Source organism: Thioclava sp. F42-5 (assembly GCF_002213195.1).
GTDB classification, from domain to species: Bacteria; Pseudomonadota; Alphaproteobacteria; order Rhodobacterales; family Rhodobacteraceae; genus Thioclava; species Thioclava nitratireducens.
Window position 1 is genome coordinate 234,480 of the sequence record NZ_NBNZ01000002.1, and the last position, 26,860, is coordinate 261,339.

Genomic DNA, 26,860 nt, shown 5'->3' on the forward strand with positions numbered 1-26,860 from the left:
GGGCAATCAATTCCAGTCGAAGTCACCCGAGGCTCGAACGCGCCCCTCAACGCTCCGACCTAGCGTCACGCTTCCTTATCTTCCGAAACCCGTTAGGCTTTTCGCGAACGAGGGAAGGAGGAGCCCTTGCGGTTCGATTATCTCATTCTGGGCGGCGGCTCGGCAGGCGCTGTGCTGGCGGCGCGGCTGTCGGAGGACGCCGCGGTGACCGTCTGTCTCGTCGAGGCAGGGCGCGAGGCGCGCGACATCTTCGTGCGTGCGCCTGCGCTTGTCGCCACGATGGTGGCGGGGCGACCGCCGATCCACAACTGGGCGCTGCGCACCACGCCGCAACCGGGGCTCAACGGGCGGCGCGGGTTCCAGCCGCGGGGCCGGGGGCTTGGCGGGTCGTCGGCGATCAACGCGATGCTCTATGCGCGCGGCCAGCCCGAGGATTACGACGGTTGGGCCGAGGCGGGCGCCGAGGGCTGGGACTGGGAAACCGTGAAGCCATGGTTCCTCGCCTCCGAGCGGAATGCGCGCGGGGCGTCGGACTCGCATGGTACGGCGGGGCCATTGCAGGTCGGCGATCAGCGGCGGCCCCGGGCGATCAGCCGCGCTTTCATCGAGGCGTGCGGCGCGGTGCAATGCCCGCCGAACGAGGATTTCAACGGGCCGCGACAGGAGGGGGCGGGGCTTTATCAGGTCACGCAGTTCTGGGACGGTCCGCGCAAGGGCGAACGCTGTTCGGCGGCGGCGGCCTATCTGCATCCGGTGATGGATCGGCCGAACCTGACCGTGCTGACACGTGCGCGCGCTGAGAAGATCGAGATTGCGGAGGGCCGTGCGACGGGGGCAATCGTCCGGCAAGGCCGCAAGCGGATGAAGATCGAGGCGGTGCGCGAGGTGATCGTATCGGCGGGGGCGTTCGGCTCGCCACAGCTGCTGATGCTGTCCGGGATCGGGCCTGAGGATCATCTGCGTGAGGTCGGGATCGTGCCGCGTCTCGATCTGCCGGGCGTGGGGACAAACCTTCAGGATCATCTGGATTACGTAATCAGCTACACGTCGCCCCGGCGCGATGTCGTAGGCCTCAACCCGCGCGGACTGCTGCGGCTGGCGCGAGCGGCGGGCGCGTGGCGCAAGCATGGCGAGGGGCTGTTCGCCTCACCCATGGCCGAGGGCGGGGCCTTCCTGCGAAGCGACCCGAGGCTCACCCGTCCCGATCTGCAGATCCATTTCGTCGTCGGTATCGTCGATCAGCACATGCGCAAGCCGCATCTGGCCGATGGCTGGTCGGCTCATATCTGCCCGCTGCGGCCTCAGTCGCGCGGCACGCTGCGGCTGGCCTCGAGCGATCCGCGCGCGGCGCCCTTGATCGACCCCGAATATCTCTCCGATCCGCGCGACGCAGAGCTACTGCTGAAGGGCGCACGGCTATTGGACCAGATCGCCGAGGCGGAGCCGCTTCGTCCGTGGCGGGGGCGCAGGTTCTATCCGCATGACGGAACGGATGAAGGGCTGATGGCCGATATCCGGGCGCGGGCAGATACGATCTACCACCCGGTCGGCACATGCGCGATGGGGCAGGGCGACATGTCGGTGGTCGATCCTGAGCTGCGGGTGCGTGGGATCGACGGGCTGCGCGTTGTCGATGCCTCGGTGATGCCGCATCTCATTTCGGGCAATACCAACGCGCCGACGATCATGATCGCCGAGCGCGCGGCCGCGTTCATCCGAGGGGATCAGTCGGCGCGATCGGTCGGGTGATTGACGCCGTCGTTCCACGGCACCGGGCCCAGATCGCGCGGGTTCACCCCTTCCAGACAGGCGGCATTCACGCCGTATTGGTTCGGGTTCGAGCGGCGCTGGTGATGGGTGTAGATGCCGCAGGTTTTGCAGAAGTAATGCTTCGCGGTCATCGTGCCGAATTGATAGAGCGTCAGGTTGTCCTCGCCCGTTAAGATGCGGATGCCCGAGAGCGGGGCCGAAACCGCCACCGCCCCGCGCCGACGGCAGAAAGAGCAATCGCAGCGCCGCTTGGTGTTGAGCCCGTCGGAAAGCGTCACTTCCATCTCCACCGCGCCGCAATGGCAGATCAGGCGGTGGGGCGACTGGATTTCGGGCAACATCAGCGTCTCCGTGTGACTGTGGGAATATTGGTCTGGCTCTCGCGCGCCTCTGGGAAGGGCGGGTGGCCATGGGTGAGCCGCCAGAAGAGCGGCCCGCCGAGCCGGAGCCATAGCGGCAGGGTCAGAAGCACGCCCGCCACGAAGCCGCCGATATGGGCCATGTGAGCCACCCCGCCCGAGGCGCTCGAGGTCAGCTCGTTGAACAGTTGCAGCGTGAACCAGAGACCCAGAACCAGCCAAGCGGGCGTGGCCCAGATCTTGAAGAAGACGAGGAAGTAGAACAGCACGTCGATCCGCGCCTTCGGATAGAGCAGCAGATAGCCTCCCATCACGCCTGCGATCGCGCCCGAGGCGCCCACCATCGGCACGGTCGCATCGGGGTTCGCTGCGATCTGCGCGAAGGCGGCGGCCAACCCGCAGGCGAAGTAGAACAGCAGGAAGGCGATGCGGCCCATCCGATCTTCGAGGTTGTCGCCGAAGACCCAGAGGAACAGCATGTTGCCCGCCAGATGCAGGATACCGGCATGCAGGAACATATGGGTGAAAAGCCCGTGCCACGCGACGCCATGGGTCACGGCGGCAGGCCAGAGCGCGTTGTCGAGCCAGAGTTCCCGCAGATCGCCGCCCCATGGCGCGGTCATGACATAAACCACGATATTGATCGCGATCAGGGCCCATGTGACCCACGGGGTATTGTACGAAGGATTGTGATCGCGGATCGGGAACATCGCCCGAGAGGGCCACGCGCAGGGCCCTCGGTCAAGGCGCTTATTGCGTGGCTTCGATCACCGTCTCGCCCTGCGCGATCAGCTCCAGCCGGTCCTGCGACAGTTTCACCGTATCGACGCGGGCCATGGCCGAGTGGAAGGCCTTCTCGACACCCATTGCGGGCTCGGGGCACATCATCCGCGTGCCCGCCAGTTCACCGACTCGCACTCGGCCGTCCTTCTCCGAGATCCGGCCGTTGTAGTGATTGCAGCCGGCCTTGCCTGCCACCAAACCCTTTTCGGGGTGGGTGAGGGTGACCTCCACGCCATTGGGGATCGGTTTGCCGTCAATCGACACCACTTCCCAGATCGCGTTCGGTGCGATCGCCTCAAGAGGGTCGCCCGGCTCCGACTGGCATCCCGTCACCAGCCCCAAGGCCAGCAGCGGCCCGATCACGATCGCACGCATATTTAGCTTCCCTCTTGCTCTCACGCGCCTTGCTTAGACCTTGGGGATGGGGTGCGCCATTCACGGCCCCGTGATCTCGCGTGGGAAAGTTGCGACATCGGCGCGCATCCTCCTTGGCCCGAAGGCCGTATATCTCTATGCTCTCGCCCCGCGACAGGAGGAGTCCCATGATCAACGAACTCGGGCATTTTGCCCTGATTCTCGCCTTTGCGGTGGCCATCGTGCAGGCCATCGTGCCAATCGTCGGCGCACAGAAAGGCTGGCGCGGCTGGATGGCGGTGGGCGAACCCGCAGCGACGGCGCAGTTTTTGCTCATCGCGGTGAGCTTTGCGGCGCTGACCCATGCGTTTGTCGTGTCGGACTTCTCGCTGAAGCTGGTCTGGGCGAATTCCCATACCGACAAGCCAATGCTCTACAAGATCACCGGCGTTTGGGGGAACCACGAGGGCTCGATGCTCCTCTGGGTGTTGATCCTGTCGCTCTTCGGGGCGGCGGCGGCCGTGTTCGGTGGCGCTCTGCCACCGCGGCTGCGGGCGCGTGTGCTGAGCGTTCAGGCGTGGATTGGCGTCGCGTTCCTCGGCTTCATCATCTTCACCTCCAACCCGTTCCTGCGTCTCGCGGAGCCGCCTTTCAACGGCGAGGGGATGAACCCGCTGCTGCAAGATCCGGGTTTGGCCTTCCATCCGCCGTTCCTCTATCTCGGCTATGTCGGCCTCTCGATGTCGTTCTCCTTCGCGGTGGCGGCGCTGATCGAAGGCCGGGTGGACGCGACCTGGGCGCGCTGGGTGCGGCCGTGGACGCTGGCGGCGTGGATATTCCTGACCATCGGCATCGCGCTGGGCTCTTGGTGGGCTTATTACGAGCTTGGCTGGGGCGGCTTCTGGTTCTGGGATCCGGTGGAGAACGCCTCGTTCATGCCGTGGCTTCTGGCCGCCGCGCTGCTGCACTCGGCCATCGTGGTCGAGAAGCGCGAAGCGCTGAAATCGTGGACGATCCTTCTGGCGATCATGGCTTTCGGCTTCTCGCTGATCGGCACCTTCATCGTGCGTTCGGGCGTGATCACCTCGGTGCATAGCTTCGCCTCCGACCCGCAACGCGGCATCTTCATCCTCGGCATTCTCGCCCTCTTCGTGGGCGGGGCGCTGACGCTCTATGCGTTCCGTGCGAGTTCGATGCAGGCAAAGGGCGTGTTCTCGATGCTGTCGCGGGAAACCGCGCTGGTGATCAACAACATCCTGCTGGCCGTCGCAGCCCTCGTCGTCTTCGTTGGCACGGTCTGGCCGCTGGTCGCGGAGATGTTCTTCGGGCGCAAACTTTCGGTCGGCGCGCCGTTCTTCGATCAGGCCTTCACCCCCTTCATGGTGATCCTCGCCCTGATCCTGCCGATCGGCGCGATGATGCCGTGGAAACGCGCGCGTCTCGGCCGGGTGGTGAAACCTCTGGTCCCGGCCTTCGTGCTGGCGCTGGCCCTGGGCGGGCTTGCCTGGGCCGTCGAGAGCGGCAATTCGCTTCTTGCCCTCGTCGCGGTGTTCCTCGGCAGTTGGCTGGTCTTCGGCGCCATGACCGAGTTGTGGCAGCGTTCGGCCCGCAGTTTCGGGCGCCTCAAACGCCTGCCGCGCGCCGACTGGGGCAAGGCCACGGCCCATTCCGGCCTTGGCATCACCTTCATCGGCATCGGCCTGCTGACCGCCGGCCAGCTCGAGGATATCCGTGTCGCCAAGATTGACGAGCCTTTCACCGTCGGCGGCTACCAGATCACGCTGACCGAAGTGCACAAGGAGAAGGGGCCGAACTATACCTCGCAGATGGCGACGATGCTGGTCGAGAAGGACGGCAAGAAGATCGCGACGATGCATCCCGAGAAGCGCATCTACCCGGTGCAGCGGATGCCCACGACCGAGGCCGCGATACACACCACGCCGCTGCGCGACATCTACCTCGTGATCGGCGATCCGCAGGATCAGGGCGGTTACGCGGTGCGCACCTATATCAAGCCCTTCGCGGACTGGATCTGGGCGGGCGCGATCATCATGGCGTTGGGCGGGCTTCTGAGCCTGTCGGACCGTCGTTACCGTGTTGCGGCGGGGGCGCGCAAATCGCGTGCGACCTCGGCGCACGCTTCTCCGGCGGAGTGAACGATGCTCAGGAAAACCCTTCTTGTCGTGACGCTGGTTCTCTCGGCGCTGATCTCGCTCGGGCCTGCACTGGCGGTGCAGCCTGACGAGATCATGAAGGACCCGGCGCTTGAGGCGCGGGCACGCGAAATCTCCAAGGTGCTGCGCTGCCCGGTCTGTCAGGGCGAGAATATCGACGATTCCAACGCCGAGGTATCGCGCGATCTGCGGCTGCTGGTGCGCGAGCGGCTCAAGGCGGGCGACACGAATAGCCAGGTGATCGATTACATCACCGCTCGCTATGGCGAGTATGTGCTGTTCGAGCCCGAAAAGCGCGGGGCGAACCTGCTGCTGTGGTATCTCGGTCCGGCGGCGTTGATCGTGGCGCTGATTGGCGGGTTCTTCTATGTCCGCTCGCGCCGCGGGGCGTCCGAGGGGCCGGCCCAGCCCGATCTCTCCGATGAAGAGCGCAAGCGCCTTGAGGAGCTGATGGGCGAGTAGGGGAGCAGGGCGCGCGGCGGCCCGTGGGGTGGCGCATCGCGACCTTGGACGGCAGGCGCTTTATACCAGCCACGCCCCTCCATCAAATGAGCGTCGCGCGCGGTCACCAATTCCCCAGCCCGTCGGGACGGGCCGCCGCGCGTCCTGCGCCTTCGGTGCGCTCCGGGCGCAGGCGCTCTTCAGTCCGCGTTTTAAAATGAAAGAAGCGGCGGGAAAGCCCGCCGCTTCTCTATTCTCGCCCTGATGTCTCAGGTGCAGCGGTCACTCGATCCCGCCGAGGCACATGTATTTCAGCTCGGTGAAATCTTCGATGCCGTATTTCGAGCCTTCGCGACCCAGACCGGATTGCTTGATGCCGCCGAACGGGGCTACCTCGGTCGAGATCAGCCCGGTATTCACGCCGACGATCCCGGTCTCCATCGCTTCGGCCACACGCCAGACGCGGGCGAGGTCACGGGCGTAGAAATAGCCCGCCAGTCCGAATTCCGTCGCGTTGGCCATCTCGATCGCCTCGGCCTCGGTCTCGAAGCGGATCAGCGGGGCGAGCGGCCCGAAGGTCTCCTCGCGCGCGACCCGCATCTGTTGCGTCACGCCGGTCAGCAGCGTCGGCTCGAAGAAGGTGCGCCCTAGGTTCGAGCGGTGCCCGCCAGCAGCTACCTGCGCACCTTTCTCGGTCGCGTCCGCGATATGCGCCTCGACTTTGGCGAGCGCGTCCGCGTTGATGAGCGGCCCGGTGGTTACGCCCGGCTCGAACCCGTTGCCCGGTCGTAGGGTCGCAAGCCGCGCGGTCAGCTTCTCGGCGAAGGCGTCATAGACGCCGGCCTGCACGTAGATCCGGTTCGCGCAGACGCAGGTCTGTCCGTTATTGCGGAACTTCGCGATCATCGCGCCATCGACCGCCGCATCGAGATCGGCGTCGTCGAAGACGAGGAATGGCGCGTTGCCGCCCAGTTCCAGGCTGATCTTCTTCACCGTCTCCGCCCCTTGGCGCATCAGGATCTTGCCCACGCGGGTCGAGCCCGTGAAGGTAATCTTGGCGACCTTGGGATTGGCGCAGAGCTCTTCGCCCATGCCCGCCGCATCGACGCCGGGGATGATGTTGAAGACACCCGCGGGGATGCCCGCGCGCTCGGCCAGAACGGCCATCGCGAGGGCCGAAAGCGGCGTCAGCTCGGAGGGGCGCCCAACGAAGGTGCAGCCCGCCGCCAGCGCCGGGGCCAGCTTGCGCGCGATCATGGCGTTGGGGAAGTTCCACGGCGTGATCGAGCCCACCACGCCGACCGGCTGGCGGATCACGAGAATGCGCTTGTCGCGCTGGTGGCCGGGGATCACGTCGCCATAGACGCGCTTGGCCTCTTCGGCGAACCATTCGAGGAAGCTTGCGCCATAGGCGATCTCCCCCTTGGCCTCGGCGAGCGGTTTGCCCATCTCGGCGGTCAGGATCGCCGCGAGGTCGTCCTGATTTTCCATCATCAGGTCGTGGAAGCGCCGCAGGTAGCCCGCGCGCTCCTTGCCGGTGAGCGCGGCCCAGTCCGGTTTCGCGGCATGGGCGGCCTCGATCGCGGCGCGCGTGGCGTCCACGTCGAGATCGGCGACCTTGGCCACCAGTTCTCCTGTGGCTGGGTCGGTCACGTCAAACGTCTTGCCCGTTTCGATCCACTCGCCGTTCAAATAGGCGCGGGTTTCCAGCAGGCTCGGGTCGTTCAGTTTGAGCATGTCAGCCCTCCTTCGCGGCGGTCATCGCCTCTTCGAGGATGTCGAGCGCCTTGGCCATCTGCTCGTCGGGGATGGTGATCGGCGCGAGGAAACGGATCACGTTGCCATAGACGCCGCAGGTCAGCAGCAGCAGGCCCCGGTTGAGCGCTTCGACACGGATGCGCTGGGTCAGCGCGGCGTCGGGCTTGCCGTCCGTCATCAGCTCGACCGCGACCATGAAGCCGGGGCCACGGATCTCGGCGATCTCCGGCATGTTGGCGCGGATCGCCTCCAGACGCTGCTTGAGGCGCGAGCCAAGCTCGTTGGCGCGGGCGCAGAGGTCTTCCTCCTCGATCACGTCGAGCACCGCGTTCCCGGCTGCGACGCCCAGCGGGTTGCCACCATAGGTGCCGCCCAGCCCGCCCGGGTTCGCCGCGTCCATGATTTCGGCGCGACCTGTCACCGCCGCGATCGGAAGGCCGCCGCCCAGACCCTTCGCCATGGTCGTGATGTCCGCGGCCACGCCATAGGCGTCCATCGCGAACATCGTGCCGGTACGCGCGAAGCCGGTCTGCACCTCGTCGGCGATCATTACGATGCCATGCTCGTCGCAGAAGGTGCGCAGCCGTTTGACGAAATCATGCGGGGCCGGGTTGAAGCCGCCTTCGCCCTGCACCGGCTCAAAGATCACCGCAGCGAGGCGCGTGGGATCGAGATCGGTTTTGAACAGGCTCTCCATCGCAGCGAAGCTGTCATCGGTCGACACGCCATGCAGCGCGTTCGGGAAGGGGACGTGGAACACGTCGGGCATCATCGCACCGAAGCCCGCCTTGTAAGGCGCGACCTTGCCGGTGAGCGTCATCGTCATGAAGGTCCGGCCGTGGAAACCACCGCCGAAAGCGATGATCGCGTTACGGCCGGTATAGGAGCGGGCGATCTTGATCGCGTTCTCGACCGACTCGGCCCCGGTGGTGACGAAGATCGACTTCTTGTCGAAATCCCCCGGCACCTTCTCGTTGAGGCGTTCGGCAAGGCGCACATAGGGTTCGTAGGGCATCACCTGATGGCAGGTATGGGTGAAGGCATCGAGCTGGGCTTTCACCGCCTCGATGACTTTCGGGTGGCGGTGGCCGGTGTTCACCACCGCGATCCCGGCGGCGAAATCGATTAGCTCGCGGCCATCGGCATCGGTGACGGTGGCGTTCTCGGCGGAGACGGCGAAGTTCTGGGTCTGCACCCCCACGCCCCGGGCAAGGGCGGCGGCGCGGCGGGTTTCGAGGTCGGCATTGCTGGACATGGGTACTCCTGAGGTGCTGGAGAATCACGGAATGATGCGACGCTAGTGTTTAACGAATGGCTGTTCAATGTTTAGTTTGTTAAACGTAAGGCGACGGCGCGCGCGCTGGAAATCCGCCCGCCCGCACTCTAGAACAGGCAAAGGACAGGAGGCTTGCGGTGAGCGAATTCGACGTGGGCGGACGGCTTCGGGCGATCCGCGAGGACAAGGGATTGTCGCAGCGCGAGCTGGCGCAGCGGTCGGGCGTGACCAACGGGCTTGTCTCGCTGATCGAGCGCAACAAGACCTCTCCCTCGATCACCTCGCTGCGCAAGATCCTCGAAATCCTCGAAATGACGCTGGCGGAGTTCTTCGACAGCGACACGCCGTCCGAGCCAGGCAAGTTCGTCTTCCGGCACTCCGAGCTGACCGAGATCAACCCTGGCCGGATCTACCGCTCGGGCGGCGCGGCGCTCGATGCGCTTTCGCTGAAACGCGCGGGCAAGTCGGGGCAGACCAACCTTCTGCTGCTTTACGAGAGCTATGAGCCCGGCGCCGATACCGGGGCGGAGGCCTATGCCCACGAGGGCGAGGAGGGCGGGTTTGTCATCGAGGGCGAGTTGCTGCTGACGGTGGGCGAGACCACCGAGCTGCTGCGCGCGGGCGACGCCTACCTGTTCGACAGCCGCTTGCCGCACCGTTTCCGCAACGTGGCCAAGGCGCGCTGCGTGGTGGTCTCGGCCGCGACACCGCCCACCTTCTGAGACGCGCGCTCAATAATAGGTGCGCTCTTCCAGATCGCTCTCGGCCATCATCGCATCACAGGCCGCGAGGAATGCGGTTTCCGCGCTCGACTGCTTCCGCTGCGGGTTGGTGAGCAGGTAGATATTCACCATCGGCAACCCGTCATAGGGCGGCAACTGGCGCAGCCGCCCGGCCTCGACATCGCGATGCGCGACATGCAGCGGCAGCGCACCGATCCCGACACCTGCCACGATCATTCGACGCAGCTCGTGAAGGTTCGACGACACCCCGCGCCAGCTCGGCGCGAGCTTGGCCCGCGCGCGGAGCAGTGAGACGGGGTGAAGCGGGCCGTCCTCGGTCTCGGTCTGGAACGACACCGAGGTTTCGCCCTCGATCTCCGCGAGCGAGATGTTCTCGCGCTCGAAAAGCGGGTGCCGCTTGCCGCAGAACAGGCCGAAATATTCGCGGTAGAGCACCTGTGCGCGCAGGTTCTCGGGGGTCTTGTGAAGCAGGCAAATCCCGAGGCTCGCCCGATTCTGTTGCACCCGATTCACCACTTCCTCGCTCTCGGCCACGGTCATCGAGAAGGTCACCTTGGGATGTTCGGTGGCGAAATCATGCAACACCGCGTCGTAGTGATCGGAGATGACATGTGACGTCGTGGTGATCGCGATATGGCCCCGCAACTCCTCTGCGCCGGTCTCCAGCAGGGAGGGGATCTGCGACACGGCGCCGAAGATCTGCGCGCATTCCTGATAGAGCAGGTTTCCCGCCCTAGTGACCTTGAATTCATTCGGTTTTCGGATGATCAGCTCATGGCCGGTACGTTCCTCCAGCCGCTTGAGCGCGGCCGAGATCGTGGGCTGCTTCAGACCCAGCAGATAGGCCGCACGCGAGATGCCCCGCTGCTCCACCACGACCATGAAAGTCCGCAATAGGTTCCAGTCGAGATGCCAGGGGAAACGTTGTTCGTAGGGTTTGACCATAGCCCAGATCTATAATGAAGATTTCAATTATTTATTTGCGCAATGGCGGTCGCCATGCAAGCGTTCCCGTCAACGAGGCTCCGGATGGGGCGCTCGCCGTGGCGGGACGCGCCGGAAACAAGGCCGCCCGCAGTCATGACCAACAGGAGAGATCCATGACCAACCGCAGAACCGTTCTCAAGACCCTCCTCGGGGCCAGCACGCTCGCCGCCACCGGCATTTCGCTGCCCAGCCTCGCCGCGGCTGACGAGCTCGAAAGCCTCAAGGAAAAGGGCGTGATCCGGATCGCCATGTCGGGCGCCTACCCGCCCTTCAACTTCATCAACGATTCGAACGAGGTCGTGGGCTTCGATCCGGCCATCGGTGAGGAGATCGCCAAGCGCATGGGCCTGAAGACCGAGATCGTGACGACCGCGTGGGACGGGATCATCGGCGGTCTGCTGGCCAACAAGTACGACGCCATCGTCGGCTCGATGTCGATCACCCCCGAGCGCGAGAAGGTCGTCGATTTCGTCGGTCCGTATTACACGACGAAACGCGCGATCTTCGTCCTGCCCGACAGCCCGATCAAGTCGGTTGCCGATCTGAAGGACGTGACAGTCGGTGTGACCCTTGGTGAAACGCACGAAGAGTGGGCGCGTCAGCAAGGCTATAACGTGAAGACCTACAAGGGTCTGCCCGAGCTGATCCTCGAGCTTCAGAACGGTCGTGTCGACGCGATCATCAACGACTCGATCGCGGCGATCCTCGCGATGAAGAAGAACGACTACAAATACCGCATCCTCGACGATCTGAAGACCGACGCGATCGGTGCTGGCATCGCGATCCGCAAGGGCAATCCCGAGTTGAAAGACGCGATGCAGAAGGCGCTCGATTCCATGATGGAAGACGGCACCTACGAGAAGATCGCGATGAAGTGGATCGGCGCTGACATCCGCTGATCGGCGCGTCCCAAGGAATGGTGGGCAGCCCGTCTTCTGACGGCTGCCCTGCCTCCCGCAATCTTCGATGGATTCCCGAAAGGACACGGAACGGATGACCGCCGAATATGGAAAGCTGACCTGGGAGCAGGTCCGCGACGCGGACAAGGATCGTGTGGTGATCCTGAATGTCTCTGCGACGGAAGATCACGGGCCGCATATGCCGCTCGATACGGACACGGTTCTGGGGATGGCGGTGGCCAATGGCGTTGCCGAAGCCGCGCCCGACGAAGTATTCGTGATGCCCGCGATCCCCTATGGCTTCAACGAGCATCACAAGGACTTTCCGGGTGTCATCTGGATCCAGCCGGAGACGCTGATCAACTTCGTCTGCGATGTGACCGAGTCGCTCGCGCATCACGGCTTCCGCCGGATCCTGCTGCTGAACTCGCACGGGTCGAACCACCCGATCCTCGATCTCGCGGCGCGCAAGACGGTCATCCGCACCGGCATCATCTGCGTCTCGGCATCGTATTGGAACCTGTGCAGCGACCGTATTCAGGGCCTGCGCAAATCCGAAGTGGGCGGCATCGCCCATGCCGGGGAATTCGAAGCTGCGATGTACAAGCATCTGCATCCCGATCTGGTCGATCTCGACAAGGCCGAAAGCCAGAACCTGCACGATCCCGACACCAAGTTCTTCAATCTCGATTTGGCGGCCGGTGGCGGCAAGGCGATGCTGATGCGCTGGTGGTCCTCGGTCTCGCCCGATGGAACCATGGGCGATCCGACCGTCGCCGATGCCGAGACCGGCAAGGCGTTCCTGGAAGCGGCGATCGAGGAGACGACAGCGCTCGTGCGCGAGATACGCGCGCTGCCGATCCTGCCACGCCGCGATCATCATTGAGGGGAATGCCGTGGATATCGAACTAATCCTCAAGGTCTATCCGTACTTCCTGAAAGCCGCCGTGATCACGGTCGAACTGTCGGTCCTGACCATCGTGCTGGGGCTCATTTGCGGCGCAATTGGCGCAGCGTTCCGGCTGTCGCGCTTCTTCCTCTTGCGCTTCATAGGCGGCGCCTATGTCAGCTTCTTTCGCGGCACGCCCGCGCTGATCCAGCTGTTCCTGCTGTATTTCGGCGGCCCGCAGGTCGGCATCCAGCTCGATGCGTTTCAGGCCGGTGTGATCGGGCTGGGCGTCAATATCGGGGCCTACATGACCGAGACGATGCGGGGCGCCATCGTCGCGGTGGACCGCGGGCAGACCGAGGCCGCGCGCACGCTGGGCCTGTCGAAGGCGCAGGCCTTCCGCAAGGTGACGCTGCCGCAGGCGCTGCGCCTGATGATCCGGCCGCTCGGCGTCAACATCAACGCTCAGATCAAGGGCACCGCGCTGGTCTCCGCGATCTCGGTGGTGGAGCTGACCTACACCGCGCAGCGCTACATCGGTTCGACTTACAAGCCGTTCGAGATGTTCTTCCTCGCGGGGATACTCTACCTCGTCATCATCACGGCGGTGGGCAAGGGCATCGCCTTCCTCGACCGCAGGGTGCGCATCCAATGATCCACGCATCCGCCCCCCTTTCCCGCCCGCACGAGAAGGAGTGAGCCATGGGTCTCGATTTCTCCGTCATCCCGCCTTTCTACGGCACGCTCTTGCTGGGTGTCCTGTGGACCATCGCCATCACCGCCGCCTCGGCGCTGCTGAGTTTCTTCGGGGGCATCCTGCTCGCGGTGATCGCGCTCTATGCACCTGCCATCATCCGCCTGCCGGTGCGCTTCATCGCCTGGCTTTTCATGGGCACGCCGCTGCTGCTGCAACTCTTCCTGATCTATTTCGGGCTGGTGCAGATCGGCATCGACCTTCCGGCCTTCGTGGCGGGCGTGATCGGCCTCGGCTTCCACTTCGCGGTCTATAATTCCGAACTGATCCAGACTGCGATGGTCGCGGTGGACAAGGGCCAGATGGAGGCCGCACGCACGCTGGGCCTGTCGCGCAGGCAAGCGCTCGTCAAGGTGGTGGTGCCGCAGGCGGTGCGCGACGTGCTGCCGCCGATCGGCAACAACATGATCGCGCTTCTGAAAGACTCGGCGCTGGTCTCGGTGATCGGGGTGTCGGAACTGACGCTCTCGGCGCAGCGCGCCATCGGCCAGACCTACCGCGCCTTCGAGTTCTACGCGGCTGCGGCCGTTCTCTACTACATCATCAATCTCGGCATGGAGGCGGTGATCCGCTGGTTCGAGAACCGCAACCGCCTCTATCGCTGATCCGGGAGATATCGACATGACCGAGACGCAATCCTTCGTCGAGATCCGCCACGCCCAGAAATCCTACGGCTCGCTGGAAGTGCTCAAGGATATCTCGCTCAACGTGGAGCGCGGCCAGATCGTCGCGATCATCGGCCCTTCGGGCTCGGGCAAATCCACGCTGCTGCGCGCCATCAACGATCTCGATCCGCTGACCGGCGGCGAGGTCTGGCTCGACGGGGTGCAGGTGAACAAGTCCCTGCCGCATAACCAGTACGAGAAGCACATAAACAAGATGCGCCAGGACATCGGCATGGTGTTCCAGCACTTCAACCTGTTCCCGCATCTGAGCGTTCGGGACAACGTCACGATGGCGCCGAAGCTGCTCAAGAAGATCTCCGACAAGGAGGCCGACAAGCTCGCCGAGGAGCAGCTCGATCATGTCGGCATGCTGGAGCGGATCGATTATTACCCGGCGCAGCTTTCGGGCGGTCAGAAGCAGCGTGTGGCGATCGCCCGCGCGCTGGCGATGCGGCCGAAGCTGATGCTGTTCGACGAAGCCACATCGGCGCTCGATCCCGAGCTGGTGGAAGAGGTGAACCTGGTCATGAAGAAGCTCGCGCAAGAGCACATGACCATGATCATCGTCACCCACGAGATGGATTTCGCCGCCTCCGTCTGCGACCGCGTGCTGTTCATGGACAAGGGCGTCGTGGTCGAGGAGGGGCCGCCCGAGCAGGTCTTCAAGAACCCGACCCAGGAACGGACCCGGAATTTCCTGCGCAAACATCTCGAAGGTGCAAAATGACGACTGAAAAGTCTCACCTGTTCTATCAGTCGCGCCAGCCGCGGCCTTTCCTCGAACGCTCCGAGGGGATCTACCACTACGACGAGAACGGGAAACGCTATATCGACGGCTCTTCGGGGGCGATGGTCTCGAATATCGGCCATTCCAACCCGCGCGTGCTGGAGAAGATGAAGGCGCAGATGGACCGTTCGACCTTCGGCTACCGGCTGCATTTCCGCACGCACCCGTCCGAGGATCTCGCCGCACGCGTCGCCGCGCGGATGCCGGAAGGGCTCGACAAGGTGTTCTTCGTGTCCGGCGGCTCCGAGGCGGTCGAAACCGCGATCAAGCTCGCACGGCAATACGCGGTCACGCAGGGCGAGGAGAGCCGCTACAAGGTGATCTCGCGGCTGCCATCCTACCACGGCGCGACGATGGGCTCGCTCGGCGTCACGGGCAGCCCGATCTTCACCGGGAAGTTCGCGCCGATGTTCACGGAGATGCCGAAGGTTCCGGCACCGACCTGCTATCTCGACCGCGACAACCTTACCGAGGAAGAACGCGGCATCAAATATGCCGAGATGCTGCGCGAGAAGATCGAGGCCGAGGGCCCCGAGACGGTACTCGCCTTTTTGATGGAGCCGGTGGGCGGGGCTTCGACCGGCGCGCTGGTGGCGCCTGACAGCTACTATACCCGCGTGGCCGAGATATGCGAAGAATACGGCATCCTGCTGATCTATGACGAGGTGATGACCGGGGCAGGCCGCACCGGCAAGTTCCTCGCCGCCGAGCATTGGGGGATCACCCCCGATATCGTCGCGATGTCGAAAGGCTTCGGCGCGGGCTACGCGCCTCTGGGTGCCGTGGTCGCACGTCACGACATTGTCGAGACGCTCCTCGACGCGGGCGGCTTCCTGCACGGCTTCACCTATGCGGGCAACCCTCTGGCCTGCGCGGCGGGTCTCGCGGTGCTTGACGAGATGGAAGAGCAGGATCTGATCGGCAACGCCGCGCGGATGGGCGATGTTCTCAAGGCGCGGCTGACCGCGCTCATGGATCGCTACCCCTTCATCGGCGACGTGCGCGGCAAGGGCCTGCTGCTGGCGTTCGAACTGGTCTCAGACCGCGAGACGATGAAGGTTCTGCCGAAAGAGTGGAACGCGCATGTCGAGCTCGTCGAGCTGGCTTATGAGCGCGGCCTCATCATCTATTCGCGTCGCACGCGAAGCGGCTATGAGGGCGACCATTTCCTCGTATGCCCGCCGCTGATCGTGACCGAGGCGCAGATCGACGAGATCATCGCGATCCTCACCGACGCGCTCGACGCCTTTGCCGCCAATCACGACCTGCCGGTGGTCGAGGAGGTCAGCGCATGAAGCTGCCCGACAAATCCATCGCGATGGAAGAGGTGGTGGCGCAGATCCCCGACGGCGCCACGGTGCTGGTGGGCGGCTTCGGTGTGCCCGGTACCCCCTTCGCGCTCCTGCGCGAGTTGGCGCGTCAGGGGCAGCGCGACCTTGTTCTGGTCAAGAACGATGCCAACGAGGCGGGCATGGGCATCGACCACCTGATCGCGGGTGGACAGGTGCGCAAGCTGATCGTCACCCATCTCGGCCTTAACGCCAACGCCATCGCGGCGATGAACGAGGGCCGGATGGAGGTCGAGTTCTGCGCGCAAGGCATCCTCGCCGAACGTATCCGGGCCGGAGGTGCCGGACTCGGTGCCATCCTCACCGACATCGGCATCGATACGGAATTGGCGCAGGGCAAGCAGATCGTCGAGATGAACGGTCGTCCGATGCTGGTCGAGTCCGCTCTACGCGGCGACGTGGCGCTGGTCCATGCCGCGCGCGCCGATTGCTTCGGCAATCTCGCCTATGCCGCGACCGCGCGCAATTTCAACCCGCTCATGGCGATGGCCGCGAGCCGCGTGATCGCGGAGACCGAAGAGCTGCTACCGCTGGGCGGGCTCGATCCGGACGCGGTCGAAAGCCCCGGCGCCTTCGTCGACCACGTCGTGAAACTCGACGCGATTTCCGAGGAGTATGGCATTGTCAGACGCTAGAGCTCGCATGGTGGCCCGCGCCGCGCGCGAAATTGCGCCCGGCATGGTCGTGAACCTTGGCATCGGCTTGCCCACCAAGGTGGTCAACCACCTGCCTTCCGACTTCCCCGTCTGCCTGCATTCGGAAAACGGGCTGACCGGGATCGGGCCCACGCTGTCGCCGGAACGCGCCGACCGGAACCTGATCGACGCGGGCGGGGCCTATGTCTCGACGATCCCCGGCTCGGCCTTTTTCGACAGTGCAGTGAGCTTCGCGCTGGTGCGCTCGGGACGGCTCGACCTGACGCTGCTCGGTGCCTTCGAGGTCGCGCAGAACGGCGATCTGGCGAACTGGAAGATCCCGGGCAAGTTCTCCCCCGGCGCGGGCGGCGCGATCGAGCTGGCGCAGAAAGCGCGCCGTGTCGTCGTGATGACCACGCATTGCGACCGCAAGGGCAATCCGAAGCTGCTCGAGACCTGCTCTCTGCCGCTCACCGCGAAGGGACGGGTGGCGCGAATCTACACCGACTTGGCGGTGGTGGACGTGACCGATCAAGGCTTCGCGCTGGTCGAACTGGCTGCGGGCATTTCCGAGGCGGAAATCCGCGAGGCGACCGGCGCGCCCCTTGCGCTGCCGCAAGGCGACATTCCCAGATTCTGAGGCATGACATGGATACCGAGCTTAAAACCCGCATCCTCTCGGCGGTCGACGCCGCATTCGATGACGAGACCGCGTTTCTCTCCGAGCTGACCGCGCACCCGTCCACCCGTGGGCAGGAGCAGAGCGCGCAGGACTTCATGGCCGCTGCCCTCGATGAGCGCGGCTACGAGGTGGATCGCTGGCAGATCGACGTCGAGAAAATCCGCGACATGCCGGGTTTCTCGCCGGTGATGAGCGATTACGAGGACGCGGTGAATGTGGTGGGCACCCATCGCAGCCAATCGCGGAAGGGGCGCTCGCTGATCCTCAACGGCCATATCGACGTGGTGCCTGCGGGGCCTCTGGACATGTGGGACGCGCCGCCGTTCGAGCCGCATGTCGCCGATGGCTGGCTCTATGGGCGCGGCGCGGGGGACATGAAGGCGGGGTTGGTGTCGAACCTCTTCGCGCTCGATGCGCTGCGCAAGGCGGGTTTCGCCCCCGGGGCGGATGTGTTCTTCCAATCCGTCGTGGAAGAAGAGTGCACCGGCAACGGCGCGCTGGCCTGCCTTGAGCGCGGTTACCGCGCCGACGCCGCGCTGATCCCCGAACCGTTCGAGGAAAAGCTGGTCGACGCGCAGCTCGGCGTGGTCTGGGCGCAGGTGCACCTGAAGGGTCTGCCCACGCATGTGGCCTATGCCGGCACCGGCGCCAATGCGATCGAGGCCGCAATCCCGCTGATCGAGGCGCTGCACGGGCTGGAGGAGCGCTGGAACGCGCCGGGTTGTCGGCACGGGGATTTCGCCCACGTCCATCATCCGATCAACCTCAATATCGGCAAGATCCAGGGCGGCGACTGGGCGTCCTCCGTTCCGGCCTGGTGTATCTTCGACATGCGCATCGCGATCTATCCGGGTCAGGACATCGCCGCCGCACGCGCCGAGATCACCGAGACCATCATGGACGCCGCGCGCTCCAACGCCTTCCTGAAGAACTCGCTGCCCGAGATCGTCTGGCACGGCTTCATGGCCGAGGGTTATGCGCTTTCCGACGACCACTCCGCCACGGCGACGGCTGCGATTGGTGCTCTCGAAGGGGCGCATCGCAGCGTCAACGAGAGCGATCTCGACCGCGTGGCGATCACCGCGACCACCGATGCCCGTTTCTTCGGGCTCTATGCCGACACGCCCGCGCTGGTCTACGGGCCGCGCGCCGAGGCGATCCACGGCTTCAACGAGCGCGTCGAGCTGGAAAGCATCCGTCGCATCACCCAGAGCACCGCCCTGTTCATAGCGGACTGGTGCGGGCTCGAAACCATCTGAGGATACCCATGCGCGACGCTGTCATCGTCTCCACCGCCCGCACGCCCATCGGCAAGGCCTATCGCGGCGCGTTCAACAATCTCGAAGGCCCGGCGCTGGCCGCTCATGCCGTGCGCGCGGCCGTCTCCCGTGCAGGCCTTGAGGGCGGCGAGATCGCCGATGCGATCTTCGGCTCGGCCCTCACGCAGGGCTCCACCGGCGTCAACGTGGCGCGCCATATCGCGCAGGCGTCGGGCCTGGCCGACTCCGTGGCGGGCGTCACGCTGGACCGGCAATGCGCCTCGGGCCTCAACGCGATCGCGGCGGCGGCTCATGGCGTGATGACGGGCGAGATGGACGTGGCGCTTGCGGGCGGGCTCGACTCGATCTCGCTGGTGCAGAACGAGCATTGGAACGGCTATCGCTACCGCAGCCCCGGTGTGTCCGACGCCTATTACATGTCGATGATCGAGACGGCGGAGGTCGTGGCCGAACGCTATGGCGTAACCCGCGAGGCGCAGGATGCCTATGCGCTGCAAAGCCAGACGCGCACCGCCGCCGCGCAGGAGGCCGGTCGCTTCGATGCCGAGATCGTGCCGGTCGAGGCGGTGAAGCTGGTGAAGGACAAGGCCACGGGCGACGTCTCGGAGCAGTCGGTGCGGCTGGAACGCGACGAATGCAACCGTCCGCAGACCACGCTGGAGGGGCTTCAAGGGCTCAAGCCGGTGCTGGGCCCCGACAAGTGCGTGACCGCAGGCAATGCGAGCCAGCTCTCCGACGGCGCGTCTGCCTGCGTCGTGATGTCCGCCGAGGAAGCCGCGCGGCGTGGGCTGGCGCCGCTGGGCGCGTTCCGGGGCATGGCGGTTGCGGGCTGTGCGCCTGACGAGATGGGCATCGGTCCGGTCTTCGCGATTCCGCGCCTGCTGGAGCGTGCGGGGCTCTCCATCGACGATATTGACCTGTGGGAGATCAACGAGGCCTTCGCTTCGCAGCTTCTCTATTGCCGCGACTGGCTGGGCATTCCCGACGATAAGCTCAACGTCAATGGCGGCGCGATCTCGATCGGCCATCCCTATGGCATGTCGGGCGCGCGCATGGCGGGCCATATCCTGCTGGAAGGCAAGCGCCGCGGTGCGCGCTACGGCGTCGTGTCGATGTGCATCGGCGGCGGGCAGGGGGCTGCGGGCCTGTTCGAGATCTTCTGAATAAATCGGTGTGGGCGTTGCGCGTGTGACGCCCCGTTCCGCTTTCCCTTCGCGTGACCCGCGTTATCGTGGGCGCGCGACAAAGAGGGAGGCGCGTTTTCCAGATGGTGTTCAAGGTTATCCGTTACGAGGTCGAAGAGCAGGTCGCGGTGATCACGCTCAACCGGCCCGATGTGATGAACGCGCTTAACGCGCAGATGCGCGCGGAAATCCTCGAGGCGGTGAAACGCGCCGAGGATGAGGCACGGGTGATCGTGCTGACCGGCGCGGGCCGCGCCTTCTGCTCGGGGCAGGATCTGGGCGATGGCGTCTCGGCGGCCGGGCTCGATCTGGAGCGGGTGCTGCGCGACGAGTACGAGCCGATGCTCAAAGCGATCTACGAGAGCCCGCTGCCCGTGGTCTCCGCGGTGAACGGGCCTGCGGCAGGGGCGGGTGCGAATATTGCGCTGGCCGCGGATGTGGTGATCGCCTCGGAAGCGGCGAGCTTCATTCAGGCCTTCACGCGGATCGGGCTGATGCCTGATGCGGGCGGCACCTATTGGCTGCCGCGTCAGGTGGGCTTTGCCCGCGCAATGGGCATGGCTCTGTTTGCCGACAAGATCACGGCGCGGCAGGCGGCCGATTGGGGCATGATCTGGGAGGCCATCGCCGAGGTCGATTTCGACCACCACTGGCGCACCCGGGCGGCGCATCTGGCCAATGGTCCGACGGCGGCCTATCGCGCGGTGAAGCGCTCGCTGCGCGAAGGTTACAGCAATGATCTGTCGACCCAGCTGGAACTGGAAGCGGAGCTGCAGGGCAGCCTCGGTCAGAGTCACGATTTCCGCGAAGGCGTGACGGCGTTCCTCGAGAAGCGCGCGCCGAAATTCGAGGGGCGTTGAGCGCCCAGCGGCCTTGCCAAGTCGCCGCGCCCGCGCTAGCCAGAGCGCGCTGCGGGCGTGGTGGAATGGTAGACACACGGGACTTAAAATCCCTTGGGCATTGCCCGTGCCGGTTCGAGTCCGGCCGCCCGTAGCCTTCCTGCGAAAATGTGAGCTATCGTGAGGCCGTCCGGGCATGCGCGTCCCGCAGGCTTTGCCAATCGAGGCTTGCCCGCAATGCCCCCGCCGCCTAAACCCGTCGTCAAGCAAGGGGGAATTCATGGCTCGCAGACCGACGGGACCGGCCGATGACCGGCCCAAGACGAAGAAGATCGGCGCGCTCAAGGGGCTCGGCCCCTTCATCGCACCTTACAAGGGGCTGGCCTTCGGGGCGCTCTTGGCGCTGATCGCCACCGCCACGATCTCGCTGATCCTGCCGCTCGCGGTGCGCCGCGTGGTGGACGGATTCCAGAAGGGCGCGGCGCTGCTGGATCAGTATTTCTTCGCCGCGCTGGTAATCGCGGGTCTGCTCGCGATCGGGACGGGGCTGCGCTACTACCTCGTGACGCGCTTCGGCGAACGGGTCGTGGCCGATATTCGCAAGGCGGTGTTCGACCGGGTGGTCTCGATGAGCCCCGCCTTCTTCGAGCGCATCCTGACCGGCGAAATCATCTCGCGCATCACCACCGACACCACGCTGATCCTCTCGGTGATCGGCTCGTCCGTTTCGGTCGCGCTGCGCAACGTGCTGATCCTGATCGGCGGGTTGATCATGCTGCTCTTCACCTCGGCCAAGCTGACCGGGCTGGTGCTGCTGGTCGTGCCGGTGGTCGTGGTCCCGATCGTGGTTCTGGGCCGCCGCCTGCGGGTGCTGGGCCGCGAGAACCAGGACTGGATCGCGAATTCCTCGGGCTCGGCCTCGGAGTCGCTTTTGGCGGCGCAGACGGTGCAGGCCTTCACCCATGAGGCGATCACCCGCGAGAAATTCTCCGACGTCACCGAGAAAGCCTACCTCTCCGCCAAGAAACGGATCGGCACGCGGGCGGTGATGACCGTGATCGTGATCTTCCTTGTCTTCGCCGGCGTCGTGGGCGTGCTCTGGATCGGCGCGCGCGACGTGCGCGCGGGCGAGATGAGCGTGGGCGAACTGGTGCAATTCGTGATCTACGCGGTGATGGTCGCGGGTTCCGTCGGGGCGCTGTCGGAAATCTGGTCCGAATTGCAGCGGGCGGCCGGCGCGACCGAGCGTCTGGTGGAGCTGCTGCAAAGCGAGGACTCGGTGAAAGACCCCGAGCATCCGGTGCCGCTGCCGATGCCGGCGACCGGCGCGATCCGGTTTGAGGATGTGAGCTTCCACTACCCGTCGCGGCCGCAGGCCTCCGCGCTCGACCATGTCGATCTCGACATCGCGCCGGGCGAGACGGTCGCGCTGGTCGGGCCCTCGGGCGCGGGCAAGACGACCGTCGTGCAGTTGATCCAGCGGTTCTGGGATCCCGAAACCGGCAAAGTCATGATCGACGGCTACGACCTGCGCGACATGGCGCGGCATGATTTCCGTCAGGCGATCGCGCTTGTGCCGCAGGATCCGGTCGTCTTCGCGGCTTCGGCGCGCGACAATATTCGCTTTGGGCGTCCGGATGCGACCGACCACGAGGTCGAGGAGGCCGCGCGCGCGGCCCATGCCTATGACTTCCTCGAGGCTCTACCCGACGGGTTCGACACCTATGTCGGCGAGCGCGGCGTGATGCTTTCGGGCGGGCAGAAGCAGCGTATCGCGATTGCTCGCGCGATCCTGCGCGACGCACCGATCCTGCTTCTGGACGAGGCGACCTCGGCGCTCGATGCAGCCTCGGAACGCGAAGTGCAGGCGGCGGTCGATCAGTTGGCCAAGACGCGCACCACGGTGATCGTGGCGCACCGTCTGGCCACCGTGAAAAAGGCCGATCGGATCGTCGTCTTCGAGGAAGGCAAGATCGTCGCGCAGGGCACGCATGACAGTCTCGTGGCCGAGGGTGGTCTCTATGCGGAACTGGCGAAGCTGCAATTCACCGAAGGAGCGTGAGAGGCGTTCGCGCCTTTCCACCTTGAACCCGGACGCTTGTTTCCCCACGTCAGATTTTGCGTGACGTGACGTTTTGGCTGCGGCGTAACTCTTGCCGTGGCGGGCGCTTTTGCCGCATCCTGCGCGTGGCCCGTCAGTGGAGGATCGCGGCGGCCCCGGGAGGAGAATAATGCAGAAATTCGCGACAGTTGCCGACCGTGATGCGGTCGAGGCCGAGAAACCCTGGGAGGCTCGCAACCGCCCCGAAACGCTTTACGGTTTTCTCAGCGAGACCGCCAAGGCCCATGGCGATCGTCCGGCCCTGTCATTCCAGATCATGTCCGGCCCGACCGACAAGGCGGAGACGCTGACATGGTCGCAACTGCACGGCAAGGTCACGCAGGCCGCGAACCTGCTGCGCCATCTGGGCGTCGGGCCGACCGACACGGTGGCCTATCTGCTTCCGAATTCGCTGGAGACCGCGACGGTGCTGCTTGCGGGGGCCACGGCCGGGATCGTGAACCCGATCAACCCACTTCTCGAGCCCGAGCAGATCGGCGCGATCCTGCGCGAAACCAAGGCGAAGGTTCTCGTCACCCTGAAGGCGTTCCCGAAGACGGACGTGGCGCAGAAGGCGGCTGAAGCCGTGCGGCTTGCGCCGAATGTCGAGGCTGTGCTCGAAGTCGATCTCAACCGCTACCTCTCGCCGCCGAAAAGCTGGATCGTGCCCTTCGTGCGTCCCAAGACCGAGGTGAAGCACAACGCGAAGGTGATGAGCTTCAACGGCGAAGCCGCGAAGATGCCCGGTGACAGGCTGATGTTTGACAACCCCAACGAGGATCGCGTCGCGGCCTATTTCCACACTGGCGGCACCACCGGCATGCCCAAGGTCGCGCAGCACAAATATTCCGGCATGATCTACAATGGCTGGCTCGGTGGTCGGCTCCTGTTCAAGCAGGACGACGTGATGATGTGCCCGCTGCCGCTGTTCCATGTCTTCGCGGCCTATCCGATCCTGATGTCGGCCATCGCCTCGGGCGCGCATGTCATTTTCCCGACCCCTGCGGGCTATCGTGGGGAGGGGGTGTTCGACAATTTCTGGAAGCTGATCGAGCGCTGGCAGGTGACCTTCCTCATCACCGTGCCCACTGCGGTCTCGGCGATGGTGCAGCGCAAGGTCGATGCCGATATCTCCTCGCTGCGGACCGCGCTCTCGGGCTCTGCGCCGCTGCCGATCGAACTTTACAACCGCTTCAAGGCGGCGACCGGGGTCGAGATCGCGGAAGGCTACGGCCTGACCGAAGCGACTTGCCTGGTGTCTGTCAATCCGGTGGACGGGATGAAGAAGGTGGGCTCCGTCGGGATTCCGATGCCCTATACCCATGTGCGCATCCTCAAGAAGCGCAACGGCACGTTCGACGAATGCGGACGTGACGAGGTCGGCGAGATCTGCGTCGCCAATCCGGGCGTCTTCGAGGGCTCGACCTATACCGAGCCGGACAAGAACCACGATCTGTTCGCCGAGGAGCGTTTCCTGCGTACTGGCGATCTGGGCCGCATCGACGAGGACGGCTATCTCTGGATCACGGGCCGCGCGAAGGATCTGATCATCCGGGGCGGGCACAATCTCGACCCGGCAGAGATCGAGGACGCGCTGCTGAGCCACCCGGCCGTCGCTTTCGCGGGCGCGATCGGCCAGCCGGACAGTTTCGCGGGAGAGCTGCCCTGCGCCTATGTCGAGTTGGTGGCGGATGCCGAAGTGACCAACGAGGAGCTGATGGAGCACGCGAAAGCGAATATACACGAGCGCGCCGCGATCCCCAAATACCTGGAGGTGATGGACGAGTTGCCGAAGACGGCGGTGGGCAAGATCTTCAAGCCCGACCTACGCAAGAAGGCGATCATGCGGGTGCTCAATGGCGAGCTGGAAAACGCCGGCATCAAGGCGCATGTGATCTCGGTCACAGAGGACAAGAAACGCGGTCTGGTGGCGCATGTCGCGACCACTGGCGACTGCGATCAGGACGCGCTGGCCCATAAGCTGGGCGAGTTTACCGTGCCGTGGGACTGGGCACAGTAAGCACCCCTTCAGATCTCTGCCACCCATTGCGCCGCCCTCAGGGGCGGCGCTTCGATTATGGAGACATCGTGGCGGTGCATCGCGAAATTGCCCCCGACCGGCCCAAGTAGGTTCCGATTCCAATGGTTAAAGAAAGTTAAAGAAGCCGCATTCGAAAGGACGGATCGGCACCATTGAGATCGAGTGTAACGATGTTCCGGATTACCATTGCCCGTTTCGTGAAACGCGCCCTTGCCCTCTTTGTGGCGAGCGTTCTGTACAGTTCCGCCGCGCAGGCGGTGACCGTGGACCTGATCACGAACGGTGATTTCGAGACCGGTAACCTCTCGGGCTGGAGCACATCGAGCACCGCCTTCGCCGATGACTTCCAGATCAATAACGGGCGGTTCAACCCGCGCGGGCCGACGCGGCGCGTCGATCCGATTTCGGGCAATTACGACGTGATGAACGAGCAGACCGGCTACGGTGTATCGACGTTGACGCAATTCTTCGCGGTGCCCGATCAGGTGATCAGCGCCAGCTTCAACTTCACCTATCAGATCGTGAACCATTACCTGTTGGGCTACGATGACCCGAACCAGCAGTTCCGCGTGAGCCTGATCGACAACGCGGGGGCGGTGATCTCGCAGATTTTTGCGACGCAGCCGGGCGATGCGACGACACAGGGTGCGACGGCGCTGAGCTACGACCTGACCAGCTACCTGCAGGCCGGGGTGGGCTCGACGCTGGGAATCCAGTTCGATGTCGAGACGAATTACTACTATATGAACGCCTCGCTGGACGAGATCGCGATGATGGTCGAGACGCCCGCGACGGTGCCGCTGCCCGCCTCGGTCTGGATGATGCTGGCTGGGCTGGGGCTTTTCGTGGGGCTTGGCTGGCTCGGTCGCCGGCGCGCGCGCGACCCGGTCGCAAATTGCGACAGCTTTGCCGCCGCGTAACAGGCCGTGAAAGCGTCCCGACAACGCCACCGACATATCCACAGCCCGCCACGTAAGCGCCTCAATTGAGCGGAAATCTGAAAGGGTGACGCCAGAACGGCGTCGATGCAAAGGAGACACGGAATGAGCCGCCTGATTGCCCTTTTCAGCTTCTTCAAGCGTCGGGAGGACCGTATCGAAGTGAGGATGAAGGCCCTTGGCGCGATGCCCGCGCCCCGCCGCAGCCGCGTCTCGCCCTTCGCCGAGATGCCGAAGCCTCAGTAAGAGCCGCGCGCCTTAGTGCAAGACCAGTGCCAGTGACGAAACGCCCGAGGGTCATTCCCAGCGGGCGTTTGTTTTTTCCGCTTTTCGCGCCGGGAGAGGGCCTCAGAAGTCGACCGCGACGCCAGGCAGGTCCAGCTCCTTCATCAGGTCGCGCACTTCCTGACGGGCCGCCACGTTGGAGATGTTGAGGCTCTCGACGCCGAGGTCCTTCAGGTCCAGAAGCGTCAGCCCCCGCGGGAACAGCTCGCGGAAGATCACCCGTTCGGAGAAGCCGGGCGAGACGCGGAACCCGATGCGCTTCGAGAGCTGTTCGAGCGCCGCGCCCACCTTGCGCTTGTTGTGCATCTGCTGGGCGCCCACGCGGTTGCGCAGCACGATCCAGTCGATCGGCTTCAGACCCGCCTTCGCGCGCAGCTGCCGCGCCGACCAGACCATCTCGGAATAGATCGAGGGGCCGATCACCTTCGAGGTCACCGGATCGATCCGCGCCAGCAGGTCGAAATCGATGAAACTGTCATTGAGCGGCGTGACCAGCGTATCGGCCAGGGAATGCGCGACCTGAGACAGCCGCGTATGCGAGCCGGGGCAGTCGATCAGGATGAAGTCGCAGGACGGCTCCATCTCGGCCACGGCGGTAGACAGACGGTGGTCATAGGGGTTCTCGCCCGGACCCAGCGTCGAGGCGTCCACCTCGGGCAGTTCGCGATAATCGGGGCAGGGCAGGTCGAGCCCCTCGCGATCCATATAGGCCAGCCGGTTCTCGATATAGCGCCCGAAGCTGCGCTGCCGCAGATCGAGATCGAGCGCCCCGACTTTCCATCCCATCCGCGCCAAGGCGGTCGCCACATGCATCGAGGTGGTGGACTTCCCCGACCCACCCTTTTCGTTGCCCATCACGATGATATGCGCCAAGTCCCATCCCCGCT

Annotated in this window: 26 protein-coding genes and 1 tRNA gene; 20 read left to right on the plus strand and 7 right to left on the minus strand. The window is 64.7% G+C overall.

Going from position 1 to position 26,860, the window contains the following annotated elements:
- The first annotated feature begins 126 nt into the window (after window positions 1-126).
- The gene (locus tag B6V74_RS06435) at window positions 127-1,749 is read left to right on the plus strand and encodes a GMC family oxidoreductase N-terminal domain-containing protein (RefSeq protein WP_088722318.1); all 1,623 of its coding nucleotides are present in this window, start codon (window positions 127-129) and stop codon (window positions 1,747-1,749) included.
- On the opposite strand, the gene B6V74_RS06440 is transcribed toward B6V74_RS06435, so the two are convergent.
- Genes B6V74_RS06440 through B6V74_RS06450 form a run of 3 tightly spaced genes read right to left on the minus strand, consistent with a single transcriptional unit; the run spans window position 1,725 to window position 3,287 of the window.
- Entirely contained in the window at window positions 1,725-2,111 is a 387-nt protein-coding gene (locus tag B6V74_RS06440; RefSeq protein ID WP_088722319.1) for a GFA family protein, read from the minus strand. The two genes, B6V74_RS06435 and B6V74_RS06440, sit on opposite strands and share 25 nt — an antisense overlap.
- Window positions 2,111-2,839 (minus strand): rhomboid family intramembrane serine protease, encoded by a 729-nt coding sequence (locus B6V74_RS06445; protein WP_088722320.1) that lies wholly within the window; start codon window positions 2,837-2,839, stop codon window positions 2,111-2,113. Before B6V74_RS06445 ends, B6V74_RS06440 begins: the two co-directional genes overlap by 1 nt.
- Window positions 2,840-2,879: 40 nt before the next feature.
- Complete coding sequence (locus B6V74_RS06450) at window positions 2,880-3,287, minus strand: META domain-containing protein (protein WP_075774002.1); 408 nt, start codon at window positions 3,285-3,287, stop codon at window positions 2,880-2,882.
- Window positions 3,288-3,454: 167 nt separating this feature from the next.
- On the opposite strand from B6V74_RS06450, the gene B6V74_RS06455 reads away from it, so the two are divergent.
- Both B6V74_RS06455 and B6V74_RS06460 read left to right on the plus strand, forming a co-directional pair.
- Window positions 3,455-5,422: a heme lyase CcmF/NrfE family subunit gene (locus B6V74_RS06455; protein WP_088722321.1), complete on the plus strand. Its 1,968-nt coding sequence runs from the start codon at window positions 3,455-3,457 to the stop codon at window positions 5,420-5,422.
- Window positions 5,423-5,425: 3 nt separating this feature from the next.
- Window positions 5,426-5,902 (plus strand): cytochrome c-type biogenesis protein, encoded by a 477-nt coding sequence (locus tag B6V74_RS06460; protein WP_088719561.1) that lies wholly within the window; start codon window positions 5,426-5,428, stop codon window positions 5,900-5,902.
- A gap of 261 nt (window positions 5,903-6,163) precedes the next feature.
- On the opposite strand, the gene B6V74_RS06465 is transcribed toward B6V74_RS06460, so the two are convergent.
- Window positions 6,164-7,618 carry an NAD-dependent succinate-semialdehyde dehydrogenase gene (locus B6V74_RS06465; protein ID WP_088722322.1) on the minus strand — a complete coding sequence of 485 codons (1,455 nt, stop codon included), beginning with the start codon at window positions 7,616-7,618 and terminating at the stop codon, window positions 6,164-6,166.
- Window position 7,619: 1 nt separating this feature from the next.
- The gene (locus tag B6V74_RS06470) at window positions 7,620-8,894 is read right to left on the minus strand and encodes a 4-aminobutyrate--2-oxoglutarate transaminase (RefSeq protein ID WP_075774006.1); all 1,275 of its coding nucleotides are present in this window, start codon (window positions 8,892-8,894) and stop codon (window positions 7,620-7,622) included.
- A gap of 158 nt (window positions 8,895-9,052) precedes the next feature.
- Between B6V74_RS06470 and B6V74_RS06475 the strand changes: the two genes are divergently transcribed.
- Entirely contained in the window at window positions 9,053-9,637 is a 585-nt protein-coding gene (locus tag B6V74_RS06475; protein ID WP_088722323.1) for a cupin domain-containing protein, read from the plus strand.
- Window positions 9,638-9,646: 9 nt separating this feature from the next.
- Here the strand turns inward: B6V74_RS06475 and B6V74_RS06480 are convergent, their stop codons facing one another.
- The gene (locus tag B6V74_RS06480; protein WP_075774008.1) at window positions 9,647-10,603 is read right to left on the minus strand and encodes a LysR family transcriptional regulator; all 957 of its coding nucleotides are present in this window, start codon (window positions 10,601-10,603) and stop codon (window positions 9,647-9,649) included.
- Window positions 10,604-10,758: 155 nt separating this feature from the next.
- On the opposite strand from B6V74_RS06480, the gene B6V74_RS06485 reads away from it, so the two are divergent.
- The 16 genes from B6V74_RS06485 to B6V74_RS18935 all read left to right on the plus strand — a co-directional run bounded on the left by B6V74_RS06485 (window position 10,759) and on the right by B6V74_RS18935 (window position 25,934).
- On the plus strand, window positions 10,759-11,544 hold the full coding sequence (locus B6V74_RS06485; RefSeq protein WP_075774009.1) for an ABC transporter substrate-binding protein: 786 nt from the start codon (window positions 10,759-10,761) through the stop codon (window positions 11,542-11,544).
- A gap of 94 nt (window positions 11,545-11,638) precedes the next feature.
- Entirely contained in the window at window positions 11,639-12,430 is a 792-nt protein-coding gene (locus B6V74_RS06490) for a creatininase family protein (protein WP_075774010.1), read from the plus strand.
- Between the two features lie 10 nt (window positions 12,431-12,440).
- Window positions 12,441-13,088, plus strand: coding sequence for an amino acid ABC transporter permease (locus B6V74_RS06495; protein ID WP_075774011.1), 648 nt, complete (start codon window positions 12,441-12,443; stop codon window positions 13,086-13,088).
- 47 nt (window positions 13,089-13,135) lie between these two features.
- The gene (locus B6V74_RS06500) at window positions 13,136-13,792 is read left to right on the plus strand and encodes an amino acid ABC transporter permease (RefSeq protein ID WP_075774012.1); all 657 of its coding nucleotides are present in this window, start codon (window positions 13,136-13,138) and stop codon (window positions 13,790-13,792) included.
- Between the two features lie 16 nt (window positions 13,793-13,808).
- On the plus strand, window positions 13,809-14,579 hold the full coding sequence (locus B6V74_RS06505; RefSeq protein ID WP_088722324.1) for an amino acid ABC transporter ATP-binding protein: 771 nt from the start codon (window positions 13,809-13,811) through the stop codon (window positions 14,577-14,579).
- Window positions 14,576-15,934 (plus strand): aspartate aminotransferase family protein, encoded by a 1,359-nt coding sequence (locus tag B6V74_RS06510; protein ID WP_088722325.1) that lies wholly within the window; start codon window positions 14,576-14,578, stop codon window positions 15,932-15,934. Before B6V74_RS06505 ends, B6V74_RS06510 begins: the two co-directional genes overlap by 4 nt.
- Window positions 15,931-16,623: a CoA transferase subunit A gene (locus B6V74_RS06515; RefSeq protein ID WP_088719567.1), complete on the plus strand. Its 693-nt coding sequence runs from the start codon at window positions 15,931-15,933 to the stop codon at window positions 16,621-16,623. Before B6V74_RS06510 ends, B6V74_RS06515 begins: the two co-directional genes overlap by 4 nt.
- Window positions 16,610-17,263 carry a 3-oxoacid CoA-transferase subunit B gene (locus tag B6V74_RS06520; RefSeq protein ID WP_233242990.1) on the plus strand — a complete coding sequence of 218 codons (654 nt, stop codon included), beginning with the start codon at window positions 16,610-16,612 and terminating at the stop codon, window positions 17,261-17,263. Before B6V74_RS06515 ends, B6V74_RS06520 begins: the two co-directional genes overlap by 14 nt.
- A gap of 8 nt (window positions 17,264-17,271) precedes the next feature.
- Window positions 17,272-18,564 carry an ArgE/DapE family deacylase gene (locus B6V74_RS06525; RefSeq protein WP_088722326.1) on the plus strand — a complete coding sequence of 431 codons (1,293 nt, stop codon included), beginning with the start codon at window positions 17,272-17,274 and terminating at the stop codon, window positions 18,562-18,564.
- Window positions 18,565-18,572: 8 nt separating this feature from the next.
- Window positions 18,573-19,748 (plus strand): acetyl-CoA C-acyltransferase, encoded by a 1,176-nt coding sequence (locus tag B6V74_RS06530; protein WP_088722327.1) that lies wholly within the window; start codon window positions 18,573-18,575, stop codon window positions 19,746-19,748.
- A 104-nt stretch (window positions 19,749-19,852) separates the two neighbouring features.
- Complete coding sequence (locus tag B6V74_RS06535; protein ID WP_075774019.1) at window positions 19,853-20,629, plus strand: enoyl-CoA hydratase-related protein; 777 nt, start codon at window positions 19,853-19,855, stop codon at window positions 20,627-20,629.
- A 51-nt stretch (window positions 20,630-20,680) separates the two neighbouring features.
- Window positions 20,681-20,762 (plus strand) — tRNA-Leu (locus B6V74_RS06540).
- A 126-nt stretch (window positions 20,763-20,888) separates the two neighbouring features.
- Window positions 20,889-22,670 (plus strand): ABC transporter transmembrane domain-containing protein, encoded by a 1,782-nt coding sequence (locus tag B6V74_RS06545; protein WP_088722328.1) that lies wholly within the window; start codon window positions 20,889-20,891, stop codon window positions 22,668-22,670.
- 169 nt (window positions 22,671-22,839) lie between these two features.
- Complete coding sequence (locus B6V74_RS06550; RefSeq protein ID WP_088719572.1) at window positions 22,840-24,729, plus strand: acyl-CoA synthetase; 1,890 nt, start codon at window positions 22,840-22,842, stop codon at window positions 24,727-24,729.
- 191 nt (window positions 24,730-24,920) lie between these two features.
- Complete coding sequence (locus tag B6V74_RS06555) at window positions 24,921-25,670, plus strand: VPLPA-CTERM sorting domain-containing protein (protein ID WP_075774022.1); 750 nt, start codon at window positions 24,921-24,923, stop codon at window positions 25,668-25,670.
- Window positions 25,671-25,793: 123 nt separating this feature from the next.
- Entirely contained in the window at window positions 25,794-25,934 is a 141-nt protein-coding gene (locus tag B6V74_RS18935; protein ID WP_157771605.1) for a hypothetical protein, read from the plus strand.
- 102 nt (window positions 25,935-26,036) lie between these two features.
- Here the strand turns inward: B6V74_RS18935 and B6V74_RS06560 are convergent, their stop codons facing one another.
- Window positions 26,037-26,846, minus strand: coding sequence for a division plane positioning ATPase MipZ (locus tag B6V74_RS06560; RefSeq protein ID WP_075774023.1), 810 nt, complete (start codon window positions 26,844-26,846; stop codon window positions 26,037-26,039).
- Window positions 26,847-26,860 lie beyond the last annotated feature (14 nt).